Raw genomic sequence first — 12,522 nt, 5'->3', positions numbered from 1 at the left:
AAGCCGAATTTGTTTCCGAAAGATGCGCAGGCGGCATCAGTTCTGCCGCTGCAATCAGGCGAAGAACAGGCCGGTATCCTGCGGTATGTCCGATACGCCCTGCAATTGCGCGATCAGCACATCATCGTAATAGACAGTGACGTCCGCCCCCGTATCGGTGAAGCTGACAAGGCTTTCATCGCCGTTCTTGATCGCGATGTGATCCTCGCCCAGCTCGAAATCGGTCACGATGTCCGAGCCGAATCCCAGATAGTCCGGCCCCACGTTGAACTGGAACGTATCCGCGCCGCTGCCTCCGGTCAGGATGTCCTCTCCCCGGTTGCCGTCGATCAAATCGTCTCCCTGATCGCCCGAAATGACATCGGCATCCTCGCCGCCCAGCAGCGTGTCGTTACCGCAGCCGCCGTAGATCCGGTCGTTGCCGTCGTTGGCCAGCACGAAGTCATCGCCATCCCCGGCATAGACGGTGTCGTCACCGCCATTGGCAACGATGAAATCATCTCCCCCGCCGCCCCGCAGGACGTTGGCTTCATCGTCGCCGGTTATCTCCTGCCCGGGTTCTCCGCTGGAATCGCCGCAACCGCAGTCTCCGCCAGCCCCGCCGTGGTCATGCCAGCCGGAGCCGGGCCATTGCGAACCCGGCCAGCCCCAATCGTGCCCTCCGGGCTCCGGCCATCCTCCATGCCAGCTCAGACTGCCCCAGCCTGGCTTGACCCATTCCGGGCCATGCCAGGCCAGATTGAGCCAGCCCGAACCGTGACCGGCTGTTCCCCAGAAACCCGCCAAGAAATTGCTCATTACCGCTCCCCTGAACGCTTCAAGCCATCATGGCTGCGAACATGTTGAGCCGTGGAAAAGGAAACAAGCGGCCGTTTCGTTCAATCTGGCGGAATTTGCGCAGACGAGCTTCATGGCCGCGGAGAGGGACAGGCGGATATCCCCCGGAGAAAGACCACTCCCGCACCCGGAACAGACCGGAACGGCTCATCCGGTATAACGACCGAAACGGACCCAATGGCTTCCCCCGCGCACCGGCAGCAGTGTTGCCCGCGCCCTATGCACACGCGGGCTTTGCGCCAGTTTTGGTCACTGCCGCACGATCTGATACGTTCGATCCATGCCGACGCCCGATTCCCTCACCCTCGAACCGGAGGAGCAGGAATGGCTGGATCTCGCCAGAGGCTGGATCAAAGGCCACTTCGCCCGCGATCCGGACGAATCCTACGCATCGATAGAAGGCAAGCTGGCCGTGGTCCGCGCCAACCTGACCCAGAGCTGGGTCGGCCCCGAAGACACCTGGAAGCTGCAGTCGCTGGGCATCGCCATGGGCGACGCGCTGGCGCAGGACCTGATGCTGGACTGGGTGACGGTCGATGACGAATACGGCCGCCAGCCCGCGCTGCACTGGCCAGGCACCAGCATCCTGTGCTTTCCCCTCACCATGATCTCGCAACGCATCGAGGAAGGCGAAGGGATCGACATCGACACGATGTATGAAATGACACGCGAAAAACTCAACAAAATCGCCTTTTCAGGCGACGTCGAATAGATTTCAGCCGAATTTCGACACGCAACACGGATAATTGACAGCGTCTGCCTGTCGTGGAACCCTGATCATGCGGTTTTTTGGGAAGAGACCGGATGACTCCATTCGAGTATTTCAAGGCAGTGCGGCCGATAATTGTTCTGGCACCTGTCATGCTGCTTGCCTCATGCCAGGGCGGAAGCGAAACTGCGGCCTCCCATGGGGAAGACACCGATACGAAATTCTGCGAAGTCATCGCGGACTACGTGTCTCCCGCCGATTGCAGCGATTTCGAGAAGCAAGCCAGCCGGCAAATGCCCGGAAAGGCCGCATTCAATGCCCCCTTCCCGCTCAAGCGTGGAGAAACCTTCACAGTATGGCTGGCCGTGGCCGCCACGCCCCCGAAAGGACGCCCGAACGCGGCCTCCACGCCGGCCCGAACCGATGGGGAAGCCGGAAATGGTGCTGCAGATGGCGCAGTCCCGCCGCAGCCCGCCGAAACGGCGGCAGAGGAGTACATTGCCCCCGATCCTGCCGAAATCGCGGCCCGGATGGCCGGGCGGCCGGAGTTTTTCAGCGTAGTGGTGGGGGACTACGTGGCAGCGAGCCTGCAAGGCGATGAAAGCTTCGAGATCAAGCCCGCCTCCGGCCGCATCCAGCGCGTCAAACTCGGCCCGCCCTGGCCTTCCTCGATCTGGAAATGGGATATCACCGCCAAGCGCGGCGGCTATCACACGATGACCTTGAGCACTGCCGTGCAAGTCAAGGACCGCAAGGGGTACTTCCACGAAATCGAGAGCACCCCGCGCGCTTTCGCTTTCGATGTGGCCGTCAGCCCCATCGACAAGGCCCGCGATGTCCTGACCGATGCGCCGGTCTGGATGAAACTCCTTGCAGCCGTATTCACCGCCGCCGCCGCGCTGCTGGTCACGATAAAAAAGTTCCGCGACGCGCTGTTCTCGCTGTTCCGCCGCCAGGACGGCACGCCGCCGGACAACGGCCCGGACGCCTGAACAGCCTGCCAGGTCAGCCTTCGAGCACGACCGCCACTTCATTGCAGATACGGGTCAGGCGTTCGGCCCATTCGGCCTGCCCGGCGGCATCGGCGATCAGGTCCTGACGCACTTCGATATAGAGATAGGGCCGCCCTTCGCTTTCCACGTGGCGCTCAATCGCGGCGTTGTAGACTTTGCCCGAATAGGGGAGCTGATCGCCGACGATCAGCCCCTCAGCCTCCAGCAAAGGCTGGGCTGCGCGGGCGCCGCGCTCGTCCCGATCGTAGAGCAGGCCGCAGTGCCAGGGGCGCTTTTCGCCGGGCGTGCTGGCAAGGCACGGCGTGAAGCTGTGGAGGATCAGCGTCAGCGCGGGCGGGGTGCTTTCGAGCAGGTCCGTCAGCCTCGCGTGAAACGGGCGGTGAAAGCGCGCAAGCCGGGCCTCGCGATCGATGCCGCAGTTGCCCGGGATGGCACGGCCGTCGCTCGCCTCGGGGATCGCCGCCGGGTCGCGTTCGGTACGGTTGGTATCGCAGACCAAGCGGCTGACGTTCCCCAGCAGCGCCGCCGTGCCTTCACGCGCTGCCATGTGTTCGGCAATGCCCGCCACGCCGATATCGATAGCGATATGCTCGTCCATCAACTCGCGCGCGATGCCGAGATCGATGTCCTCCGGCACACGGTTGGAGGCGTGATCGGCTACGACGAGAATACCGCCGAAACGCGGGGTGCCAACGATACGGTAAGCTTCGGAAATCATGGGGGACTGCATGACAGCGACTATCGCAGCTTTCCCGCCATTTGCCACCAGCCGGGGTTCGAGGCGGCGATTTTATCCGCCGCTGTCTGCAATTCGGCCTCGCTGTCATAGAGCGCGAAGCACGTCGCGCCCGAGCCGGACATGCGCGCCAGAAACGGCCCGGTCCCGCGCAAGGCCGCCAGTACATCGGCAATCACCGGGCAGATCGAAACGGCAGGCGCTTCCAGATCGTTGCGCCCGGCCAGCGCGATGTGCCGCAGGCTGCCCGTGGGCATCGGACCGCGATCGATCCCGTCCCACGCCTTGAACACCGGCCCGGTCGGCACCGGTTCGCGCGGGTTCACCAGCAGCACCGGACACCCGGCAAGATCGTTCTCCGCCACTTCGGCCAGATCGGTGCCGGTGCCGGTGCCGACGCAAGGGCGCGACAGAACGCAGGCCGGCACATCGGCGCCCAACCCGGCGGCGCGGGCGTGCCAGTCCCCGGGCAGGCCGTGTGCCCGCTCGATCATGCGGAACACCGCCCCGGCATCGGCAGAGCCCCCGCCCAGCCCCGCCGCCACCGGCAGACGCTTGTCCAGCGTGACCGCCCAGCCCTGGCCATGCGGCAGCGCCGAAAGCGCCTTGGCGACGATATTATCGAAAGGATCGTCGATCCGGCCCGCGAATTCGCCGTGGACATTCAGGCTGTCCGCAGCGGCAGGCGCGGCAGAAATCCGGTCGCCATCGTCCACGAAAGCAAAGAGCGTTTCCAGCTCGTGATAGCCATCCTCCCGCCGCTTGCGGATATGCAGCGCGAGGTTGATCTTGGCGTAAGCGGTTTCCGGTATCATCACCCGATCCTCCCCCACCGGGGGAGGTGGCAGCCCGCAAGGGCTGACGGAGGGGGCGCGGCATCACGCGACCTTGGCGCGCGAAAAGCCCCCTCCACCACCCGCTGCGCGGGCGGTTCCCCTCCCCCGGCGGGGGAGGATTGCCACCTGTTTTGCATTACATGTTCGGATAGTTGGGGCCGCCGCCGCCTTCAGGCGTGACCCATTCGATGTTCTGGGTCGGGTCCTTGATGTCGCAGGTCTTGCAGTGGACGCAGTTCTGCGCGTTGATCTGCAGGCGCGTGCCCGTGCCGTCCGGATCGACGAATTCGTAGACCCCCGCCGGGCAGTACCGCGCCTCGGGCCCGGCATAGACCGGCAGGTTGATCTCGGTCGGCACCGAGGGGTCTTTCAGCCGCAGATGGCAGGGCTGCTCTTCCTCGTGGTTGGTGAACGAGTAGGAGACGCTGGTCAGACGGTCGAAACTGATCGTGCCGTCGGGCTTGGGATAATCGATCGGCTTGTAGAGATCGGCGCGCTGCAGGGCCGAGGCATCGGTGTGATGCTTCATCGGCTTGGCAAGGCCAAAGCCGAACAGCGTGCGCAGCCACATGTCCGCGCCCGCCAGGATCGTGCCCAGCTCGCCGCCCCACTTGGCGACCATCGGCTCGGCATTCTGCACGAGCTTCAGTTCCTTGGCGATCCAGCTTTCGCGCACGGCGGCATCGTATTCGCTCAGCGCGTCCTGCTCGCGGCCCGCCTTGATCGCAGCGGCAATCGCCTCTGCCGCGAGCATGCCGCTCTTCATCGCGGTATGCGTGCCCTTGATGCGCGGCACGTTGACGAAACCGGCCGAACAGCCCGCCAGCACGCCGCCGGGGAACGCCAGTTGCGGCACCGACTGCCAGCCGCCCTCGTTGATCACGCGCGCGCCATAGGCCACGCGCTTGCCGCCTTCCAGAATCGCGCGGATTTCCGGGTGCTGCTTCCAGCGCTGGAATTCCTCGAACGGATAGACGTAAGGGTTCTTGTAATCGAGCGCGGTCACGAAACCGAGCGCGACCTGATTGTTCGCCTGATGATAGAGGAAGCCGCCGCCCCAGCTGTCGCTCTCGCTCATCGGCCAGCCCTGGGTGTGGATCACGCGGCCCGGCACATGCTTGTCCGGATCGATGTCCCACAGCTCCTTGATGCCCAGGCCATAGATCTGCGGTTCGCATTCGGCATCGAGGCTGTACTTGGCCTTCAGCCGCTTGGTCAGGTGGCCGCGCGCGCCTTCGCAGAACACGGTGTACTTGCCCAGCAGGTTCATGCCGGGCTGGAAATCGCCCTTGGGGTTGCCTTCCCGGTCGAGTCCCATGTCGCCGGTCTGCACGCCGATGACGGCGCCGTTATCGTCATAGAGGATCTCGGCCGCCGGGAAGCCGGGGAAGATCTCGACTTCCAGCTCCTCGGCCTTTTCGGCCAGCCAGCGGCACAAGTTGCCCAGCGAGCCGGTGTAATTGCCGTGGTTCGACATGAAAGGCGGCTGGATGATGTGGGGCAGCGAAAACTTGCCCTTCCTGGTCATGTGCCAGTGCCAGTTGTCCGTCACCGGGGTTTCCGCCAGCGGGCAGCCGTCCTCGCGCCAGGTGGGCAGCAGCTCGTCGAGCGCCTTGGGATCGATCGTCGCGCCCGAAAGGATATGCGCGCCCACTTCCGAGCCTTTTTCAAGCACGCAGACCGAGAGTTCCGGGTCCGCCTGCTTCAGCCGGATCGCCGCCGACAGCCCCGCCGGGCCACCGCCGACGATGACGACGTCATAAGGCATCTCTTCGCGTTCAATCATGGGTATCCCCCGAAACCTGTCCATCCGGCCCTTTAGCTGGCCGATTAATTGCCCGTTGTGCCTTGATTGCTTGCACGCGGCAGGTCAAGACCCGCACTGATGGATCACGCGGCAAATCCCGATTTTCTGACCGATATCACAGGCGCGCTCGACTGGTGGCGCGAGGCGGGCGTGGATCACGACTTCCTCGACGAACCGCGCGAGTGGCTGGCCGTGCCCGAAGAGGAAGACGGCACAGCCCCCCGCCGCCCGCCCGAACGGCGCCAGCCGGTGGAGCCTGCCGACACAGGCCCGCCGCGCCTCGATCCGGCCGCGATCCCGGCGGAGCTTGCGGCTTTCACGCCCTGGTGGATGAGCGAGCCGCTGCTCGACGGCGGCGCCACCGCGGGCCGTGTCGCGCCGCAGGGCGCGGCAGGCGCGAAGCTGATGGTGGTGGTCGAGGAACCGGAGGCGGAAGACCGCGAAACGCTGCTGAGCGGGCCGCAGGGCAAGCTGCTCGATGCGATCCTTTCCGCCTTCGGCATGCGGCGCGAAGAGGTCTATCTCGCCAGCGCCCTGCCCCGCCATACACCTGCGCCGGACTGGAACGCGCTGAATCAATTCGGAATCGGGCACGTGCTCGCGCGCCATGTGGCTTTGGCGGCTCCGGAACGGCTGCTGGTGTTCGGTGGCGGCATTTTGCCGCTCATCGGCCACGAATCACCGCAACGGCCTGCCGTTTTAAGAAAATTTAACCAAGAAGAACGATCGATACCCATGCTGGCTGCCTGGGGCCTGCCCGCGCTGATGCGACAGCCGCGTGCAAAGCCGGTCCTGTGGAAAGCCTGGCTGGAATGGACCGCCTGACGCGCGGGCGGAAAAATCGCGCGATGCAGGGATGGAATAGACGATGAGACGCAGGGCAGGATTCTTCGCAGGGCTCGGCATGGCGGCCGCCGCCACCGCGATGGCGGCACCGGCCTACGCCAACAGCGCGGCGGTAGACTATTTCCGGTCGCGGGCAGACAACACCGCAGTGCCCTCGCTGCTGAGCCAGGATGATCGCGCTTACTACAAGCAGATCTTCGACGCGATCGATTCCAAGGACTGGCACGCCGTGCAGAAGATGCTGGCAGACCGGCCGGACGGTCCGCTGCACCAGCAGGCACGCGCCGAATATTATCTGGCCGCCGGTTCGCCGAAGATAGACTTGCCCGATCTGCAAGCCTGGCTCGCGCAAGGCACGGAGCTTCCCGGCGCCGACCAGATCAGCCGCCTTGCCCTCAAGCGCGGGGCCAGCACTGTGCCCAGCCTGCCTGCCGAGCAGAGCTTTGCCCGCCTGCCCTCAATGCCGCGCCGCGTGCTCCCGCGCTCGATCGATGACGGCACCATGCCCGGGTCTATTTCCGCCGGTATTCTCGACCGCATCAAGAATGACGATCCGGTAGGCGCGCGCGTTCTGCTGGACGGGATCGATGCGGGCCTCAGCAATGCCGCCCGCGCGGAATGGCGCCAGCGCGTGGCCTGGAGCTTCTATATCGAGAACCAGGACAGCTCCGCTTACCAGATGGCACAGCTTGCCGCGATGGGCAGCGGCCCCTGGGTGGGCGAGGCGTGGTGGACCGCCGGGCTCGCCGCATGGCGCCTGGGCGATTACGACGGCGCCGCCGATGCTTTCGGGAAGTGCGCGGGAACCTCCACCAACGCCGAGCTGACCAGCGCTGCGCAATACTGGCAGAGCCGCGCCTTCGTCCGTTCCCGCCATCCGGACCGTGCCGCCGGTGTTCTGCGCTCTGCCGCATCCCGCGACGAGACGCTCTACGGCATGCTCGCCGCCGAACAGCTCGGCATGAAGCTGCCCGAGCAGCATTCCGAGGCCGATTTCACCCAGACCGACTGGCAGCGCCTGCGCACCAATCCCAATGTCCGCACCGCCGTGGAACTTTCCGAAATCGGCGAGGACGGCCTGGCCGACGAAGTGCTGCGCCATCAGGCCCGCATCGGCGAGGCCTCGCAATACGCGCCGCTCTCACGCCTTGCCCGCGATCTTGGCCTGCCTTCCACCCAGCTATGGATGGCCTACAACGCGCCGCAAGGCGGCAAGCCCGAACCGGCCACCCGTTTCCCGACGCCGAAATGGACCCCGGTGGGCGGCTGGAAAGTCGATCCTGCGCTGGTCTATGCGCATACGCTGCAGGAATCGCTGTTCCGGACGAGCGTCGTCAGCCCCGCCGGTGCGCGCGGGCTGATGCAGATCATGCCCGCCGCCGCGAAGGACCATGCGGCGGACCTTGGCGTTTCGGGCTCGTCGCGCGATCTCAACAATCCCGAAGTCAACCTTGCCTTCGGCCAGCAGCACCTGCTGGCGCTGGATCACGCCTCCGGAACGCAGGGGCTGCTGCTGAAAGTCATGGCGGCCTACAACGCGGGCCCCGTGCCCGTCACGCGCTGGAACACCGAAGTGAAGGACCAGGGCGATCCTCTGCTCTGGATGGAATCGCTGCCCTATTGGGAAACCCGCGGCTACGTGAATATTGTCCTGCGCAATTACTGGATGTACGAGCGTCAGGCCGGCGGCCCCTCGGAAAGCCGGATGGAACTGGCACAGGACATGTGGCCGACCTTCCCCGGACTCTCCGGATCGCAAGGCGTGCGCATGGCTGCAAACGGAGCGATATTGCGTGGCCATTGACACGGACCGGACCTTCAAGCCCATCAACATCGCGCTCCTGACCGTATCCGACACCCGAGGCCCCGAGGATGACACTTCGGGCGACATCCTCGCCCAGCGCATCAAGGATGCCGGGCACAAGCTGGCCGCGCGCGCGATCGAAAAGGACGATGCCGCCCGCATCGCCAGCCGCCTCAACAACTGGATCGACGATCAGGGCATCGATGCGATCGTCTCCACCGGCGGCACCGGCCTCACCGGCCGCGACGTCACCCCCGAAGCGCTCGACCGGGTGAAGGAAAAGGACATCCCGGGCTTCGGCGAGCTGTTCCGCTGGCTCTCCTACAAGTCCATCGGCACCTCGACCGTGCAGAGCCGCGCCATGGCAGTGGTATCGCGCGGGACGTACATCTTCGCCCTGCCCGGCTCCAACGGCGCGGTGAAGGACGGCTGGGACGGCATCCTCGCCGAACAGCTCGACAACCGCAACCGGCCCTGCAATTTCGTGGAATTGATGCCGCGTTTGCGGGAGGTTTGAGCGGGCTTATCGCCCAGACCTTATTCCTCTTCTTCGGCCCCTAATCCTTTTCTTCGACCAACGTGTGCGCAACCAACGCGTTTGCGTGGCCGTGCCCCAATCCATGCTCGGTTTTCAGCATCGCCACCAGTTCCATGTGCTTTGCCGGAAGCCGCTTGCGCACCAAGTCTTTCCATTCCTCGATAGGCCGCCCGTATTTCTTCTCAATCGAAGGAAAGTACGAAGCGGGGCCCTTTACTGCATCATCCGTCATCGAGCGAAGTTCCTCGATCCTTGATCCCCCAAGGCACAATTCCAGCGAAACAGGGCAAACACAACCTGAAGATCGAGCCGGCTCACGAATGAACTACGGCCGGGTTTGCAATGCTCCCTGGCCTGCGCTCAGGCAAACAACGCCAACCCTGCCGCGTCTTCCTCACTCAACGCAATCCGGAACACCTCGCGCAGCGTCCGCGCATAGTCCGCCGCATCGGCAATCGTGCGCGTTTCGCTGGCGGCGCCTTGAGACACTGTCAGTTGCCGGTCGCTCATCCCGGCGAAGCCGTCCGGCAAGGCGATGCTGGCGACATGCCGCGTGGTGAAGCGCGTGTCCGGACGGGTCGAGGTCCAATGGTTGCCCTGTTCCAGATCGTCCGCCGCCACTTCGGAGAGGTCAAATGTATATTGCGCCTGCCAGACGCCTTGTGCGCCGGGCGCCGCGCGTTCGAGCCGCCATTCGCCGCCGAGCGAGCCGGGAGTGCCCGTCTTGCGTAAACGGTGCCGCGCGCCGTCCCGCGTAGCCACTTGCACGCCGTCTTCCAGCGTCAGGGGCGGAACGAAACTGCCGCCAAAGCCTGCGTCTGCAATCCACGGCACGCCCCCCAGATCGGCCAGCAGCAGCATATGCGTGCGCGGCGGCGTCACCCCTTCCGGCAGCCCCAGCCGCACCCGCGCCAAGAGCGGCCGCGTCTGGAAGCCCAGTTCCGCCAGCGCGTCGGCATAGAGCCGGTTCTGTTCGAAACAGTACCCGCCGCGCCCGCGCACCACGAGCTTGTCGAACACGCTTTCGCTGTCGATGCGGATGCCCCGTCCCAGCGGAATGTCGAGATTTTCGAACCCGATCGCCCGGCGGTGCGCGGATTGCAGCAAGGCCAGTCCCTCGGCATCGGGTGCAGGACGGGCATCGAGGCCGATGCGGGCGAGATAGCGGTCAAGGTCCATGATGCGCCTCCCCTAAAACGGCGTGCAGGAAAAGCAAAACGAACGGTACTCGCGCAGACAATGCTCATCATGCTCCAAGCCCGCTCGTCCTGAGCTTGTCGAAGGACGCTGGAACCAACACCCTTCGACAAGCTCAGGGTGAGCGGACTTGGAAGGGTAACAGAAAGGCAACTTGTCCCCCCGTGGGCAAGTCTGTGCATAACCTGCGGACAAGCTGTGAGAAAGCTCAGCTCCCCTTCCCCGGCGTGTACCAGATTGGGGAACTGATCCCGCGTTCCTGCAAGGTGGGCGGCACGCCTTCCGGCAGCGGCAGCCCGCGCGCCACGGCCAGCAGGGTGGGCCAGCGCGGTGTCGGGATTTCCAGCGCGCGGGCATAGTAGACAGCCGGAACCGCCGGATCGAATTCGGGATCGCTCCACTGCACGCGCAGCACGGTGGCGCCTGCCGAATTGGCATATTTCGCGGTCTTGAGGTCCACCGTGTTCTTCACGGGCGGCACTTTGCCGGTGCGCGGATCGCGCTGGCGCTCGGAAGACCAGGCCACATCGAAGACCTTCTCCTTGTAGCCATCGCCGTCGAGCCAGATCTTGATCACCTGAATGCGATCGAGATTGGCGCCCATCGGGTCTTTCGCGGCTTCGAGCAGCAGCGTGGGCGCGGGATTGCCTTCGCGGTGGAGCGGCAGGTCCGCCCCCATCGGCACGCCCATGCGATAGGCACGCGCCACCCAGCCCGCCTGCTGCATCATGCCCGAAGGCAGGTTCCAGCCGCCGAACATGCGCAGGCGCAGCTCGGTGCCGGAAGTTGCGAAAGTCTCCCGGCGGCGCAGCGCGGCGAAGATCGCGGGGCGGGTGTTTTCCTCCGCCCATACGCCCGTCAGCCCCGCACTCGACCAATTGAGCAGCGCGGGCGTGTGGCGCAGGGCCTCGGAATCGCTGGGCCGGTGCAGGTTCGCCGCCGGGGCCGCTTCTCCCGCCGGGTTCACCTTCTGCGAGAGGATGGCTTTGGCAAAGGCCGGATCGGGCAGGTTCACATGCGGATCGGTGCTGTTGAGACCATTGCCCGCATAGGCACTCTCCGCCGAGTCCGAGAGGCCGTTATGAAAATCGCTCGAACCCACAAAACCGAAGGCGAACGGATTGGTGCCCAGCTTCTGGCCCAGCACCAGCCCGCGCCCCAGCGCCTGCCGGGTGAAGCTGCCGTTGACCGCGCTCGGGCCGCCGGTGAGCAGCGCCTCCGACCGTTCGAAGTTGGCGAAATTATCCTCGGGCGAAAGCAGCGGCGACGTCTCGCTCTGCCCCTTGTGCTGATAGACTTCCACCAGCGGCTCGTTGAGCGCGCGCTGCTGGGCATAGGCCTCGTCGATCGGATGGCCGTCGCTCTTTTTCCAATCGAACATCAGCCCGCCGCTGGCGTTGGAATTGTGCGGGATCGCCAGTCCCTCGATCCCGATGGCGCGCTGCGCATCGAGGAAAGCCCAGAGGTCTTCCGGGCGGCGGCTGTCGGTCGCGGTGAAGGGCGCGGCCGGCCCCTTGTCCGCGAAGATCACATTGCGATGCAGGTTGTACTTGCCGTCCAGCATCGTTGTCCATTCGTAAGCGACGAAGGTGGTGAACTTGCCCGGCTGGTTATAGCGGTTCGCCGTGTTCACCTCGTATTGCCAGGCGGAGGCCATGGCTTCGTCCATCGCCGTGCTGGTCGGCTTGTCCGCGCTCAACACGGAAACGAGCTGCCCCAGCGCGGCGGCGAGCGGGTTGGCCGCCATCAGCTTGCCGCCCTTGCTCTGCGCCAGCGGACCATCGGGCTCGCGGTCGATCCGCATGAAGCTGCCGAGATATTCGGAGTGGTCGGTCACTGCCATGAAATCGAGCGGGCGCGAGCGGCGCACCGTATCGCCCAGATAAGTCACGGCATCGCCCCGGCCGAAACGATAGGCCTCGTCGGGATCGGCGCGGCTGCCCATCAGCGCATAGGCATCGAAGGAGTACCCTGTGTGCAAATGCAGCTCGCCGAAATAGGCCCGGCGCGTTTCCGGCGCGGCAGGAGCGCGCGCCGCCGCCGGTTCGGCCTCGACGGCGAGCGGCGGCGTTTCCGGCGGCGTGCTTTGCGAACAGGCGCCAAGGCCTGCGCCCAGCGCCGCCCAGGCCGCGATGGCGGCTCCCCTTCTGCGGATCATCCTCTTCCTCTCCCTGTTTGTTTGTTCGCACTTCGACGTGC

General features: G+C 65.1%; 12 protein-coding genes. 5 read left to right on the top strand and 7 right to left on the bottom strand.

Annotation, left to right across the window (positions count from 1 at the left end; all coding sequences use genetic code 11):
* Window positions 1-54 precede the first annotated feature (54 nt).
* On the bottom strand, window positions 55-798 hold the full coding sequence (locus tag MTR66_RS04330) for a calcium-binding protein (RefSeq protein WP_243918228.1): 744 nt from the start codon (window positions 796-798) through the stop codon (window positions 55-57).
* A gap of 319 nt (window positions 799-1,117) precedes the next feature.
* Between MTR66_RS04330 and MTR66_RS04325 the strand changes: the two genes are divergently transcribed.
* Both MTR66_RS04325 and MTR66_RS04320 read left to right on the top strand, forming a co-directional pair.
* Entirely contained in the window at window positions 1,118-1,549 is a 432-nt protein-coding gene (locus tag MTR66_RS04325; protein ID WP_243918227.1) for a DUF3806 domain-containing protein, read from the top strand.
* A 92-nt stretch (window positions 1,550-1,641) separates the two neighbouring features.
* Window positions 1,642-2,538: a hypothetical protein gene (locus tag MTR66_RS04320; protein WP_243918225.1), complete on the top strand. Its 897-nt coding sequence runs from the start codon at window positions 1,642-1,644 to the stop codon at window positions 2,536-2,538.
* Window positions 2,539-2,551: 13 nt separating this feature from the next.
* On the opposite strand, the gene MTR66_RS04315 is transcribed toward MTR66_RS04320, so the two are convergent.
* The 3 genes from MTR66_RS04315 to MTR66_RS04305 all read right to left on the bottom strand — a co-directional run bounded on the left by MTR66_RS04315 (window position 2,552) and on the right by MTR66_RS04305 (window position 5,917).
* Window positions 2,552-3,277 (bottom strand): N-formylglutamate amidohydrolase, encoded by a 726-nt coding sequence (locus MTR66_RS04315; RefSeq protein ID WP_243918957.1) that lies wholly within the window; start codon window positions 3,275-3,277, stop codon window positions 2,552-2,554.
* Between the two features lie 20 nt (window positions 3,278-3,297).
* The gene (locus MTR66_RS04310) at window positions 3,298-4,113 is read right to left on the bottom strand and encodes a 4-(cytidine 5'-diphospho)-2-C-methyl-D-erythritol kinase (protein ID WP_456094036.1); all 816 of its coding nucleotides are present in this window, start codon (window positions 4,111-4,113) and stop codon (window positions 3,298-3,300) included.
* A 154-nt stretch (window positions 4,114-4,267) separates the two neighbouring features.
* Complete coding sequence (locus MTR66_RS04305) at window positions 4,268-5,917, bottom strand: electron transfer flavoprotein-ubiquinone oxidoreductase (protein ID WP_243918223.1); 1,650 nt, start codon at window positions 5,915-5,917, stop codon at window positions 4,268-4,270.
* Window positions 5,918-6,016: 99 nt separating this feature from the next.
* On the opposite strand from MTR66_RS04305, the gene MTR66_RS04300 reads away from it, so the two are divergent.
* Genes MTR66_RS04300 through moaB form a run of 3 tightly spaced genes read left to right on the top strand, consistent with a single transcriptional unit; the run spans window position 6,017 to window position 9,105 of the window.
* Complete coding sequence (locus MTR66_RS04300) at window positions 6,017-6,763, top strand: uracil-DNA glycosylase family protein (RefSeq protein ID WP_243918222.1); 747 nt, start codon at window positions 6,017-6,019, stop codon at window positions 6,761-6,763.
* 43 nt (window positions 6,764-6,806) lie between these two features.
* A complete protein-coding gene (locus MTR66_RS04295) occupies window positions 6,807-8,588 on the top strand; it encodes a lytic transglycosylase domain-containing protein (protein WP_243918221.1) in 1,782 nt (593 codons plus the stop codon).
* Window positions 8,578-9,105 (top strand): molybdenum cofactor biosynthesis protein B, encoded by a 528-nt coding sequence (moaB, locus tag MTR66_RS04290; RefSeq protein ID WP_243918220.1) that lies wholly within the window; start codon window positions 8,578-8,580, stop codon window positions 9,103-9,105. Before MTR66_RS04295 ends, moaB begins: the two co-directional genes overlap by 11 nt.
* Window positions 9,106-9,145: 40 nt before the next feature.
* On the opposite strand, the gene MTR66_RS04285 is transcribed toward moaB, so the two are convergent.
* The 3 genes from MTR66_RS04285 to MTR66_RS04275 all read right to left on the bottom strand — a co-directional run bounded on the left by MTR66_RS04285 (window position 9,146) and on the right by MTR66_RS04275 (window position 12,481).
* Window positions 9,146-9,358, bottom strand: a complete 213-nt coding sequence (locus MTR66_RS04285) for a DUF4287 domain-containing protein (protein WP_243918219.1) — start codon at window positions 9,356-9,358, stop codon at window positions 9,146-9,148.
* A 128-nt stretch (window positions 9,359-9,486) separates the two neighbouring features.
* Window positions 9,487-10,305 (bottom strand): arylamine N-acetyltransferase family protein, encoded by an 819-nt coding sequence (locus tag MTR66_RS04280; RefSeq protein WP_243918218.1) that lies wholly within the window; start codon window positions 10,303-10,305, stop codon window positions 9,487-9,489.
* 226 nt (window positions 10,306-10,531) lie between these two features.
* On the bottom strand, window positions 10,532-12,481 hold the full coding sequence (locus tag MTR66_RS04275; protein ID WP_243918216.1) for a DUF3604 domain-containing protein: 1,950 nt from the start codon (window positions 12,479-12,481) through the stop codon (window positions 10,532-10,534).
* Window positions 12,482-12,522: the final 41 nt, after the last annotated feature.

This window comes from Novosphingobium beihaiense (assembly GCF_022832375.1).
GTDB classification, from domain to species: domain Bacteria; phylum Pseudomonadota; class Alphaproteobacteria; order Sphingomonadales; family Sphingomonadaceae; genus Novosphingobium; species Novosphingobium beihaiensis.
This window is presented reverse-complemented; position numbering and strand designations above follow the sequence as displayed.

Excerpts from the sequence above, each read along its gene's own strand:
- MTR66_RS04280 (WP_243918218.1), bottom strand. The coding sequence starts at position 10,305 with ATGGACCTTGACCGCTATCTCGCCCGCATCGGCCTCGATGCCCGTCCT.
- MTR66_RS04325 (WP_243918227.1), top strand. The coding sequence starts at position 1,118 with ATGCCGACGCCCGATTCCCTCACCCTCGAACCGGAGGAGCAGGAATGG.
- MTR66_RS04285 (WP_243918219.1), bottom strand. The coding sequence starts at position 9,358 with ATGACGGATGATGCAGTAAAGGGCCCCGCTTCGTACTTTCCTTCGATT.
- MTR66_RS04330 (WP_243918228.1), bottom strand. The coding sequence starts at position 798 with ATGAGCAATTTCTTGGCGGGTTTCTGGGGAACAGCCGGTCACGGTTCG.
- MTR66_RS04295 (WP_243918221.1), top strand. The coding sequence starts at position 6,807 with ATGAGACGCAGGGCAGGATTCTTCGCAGGGCTCGGCATGGCGGCCGCC.
- MTR66_RS04320 (WP_243918225.1), top strand. The coding sequence starts at position 1,642 with ATGACTCCATTCGAGTATTTCAAGGCAGTGCGGCCGATAATTGTTCTG.
- MTR66_RS04315 (WP_243918957.1), bottom strand. The coding sequence starts at position 3,277 with ATGATTTCCGAAGCTTACCGTATCGTTGGCACCCCGCGTTTCGGCGGT.
- MTR66_RS04305 (WP_243918223.1), bottom strand. The coding sequence starts at position 5,917 with ATGATTGAACGCGAAGAGATGCCTTATGACGTCGTCATCGTCGGCGGT.
- MTR66_RS04300 (WP_243918222.1), top strand. The coding sequence starts at position 6,017 with ATGGATCACGCGGCAAATCCCGATTTTCTGACCGATATCACAGGCGCG.
- MTR66_RS04275 (WP_243918216.1), bottom strand. The coding sequence starts at position 12,481 with ATGATCCGCAGAAGGGGAGCCGCCATCGCGGCCTGGGCGGCGCTGGGC.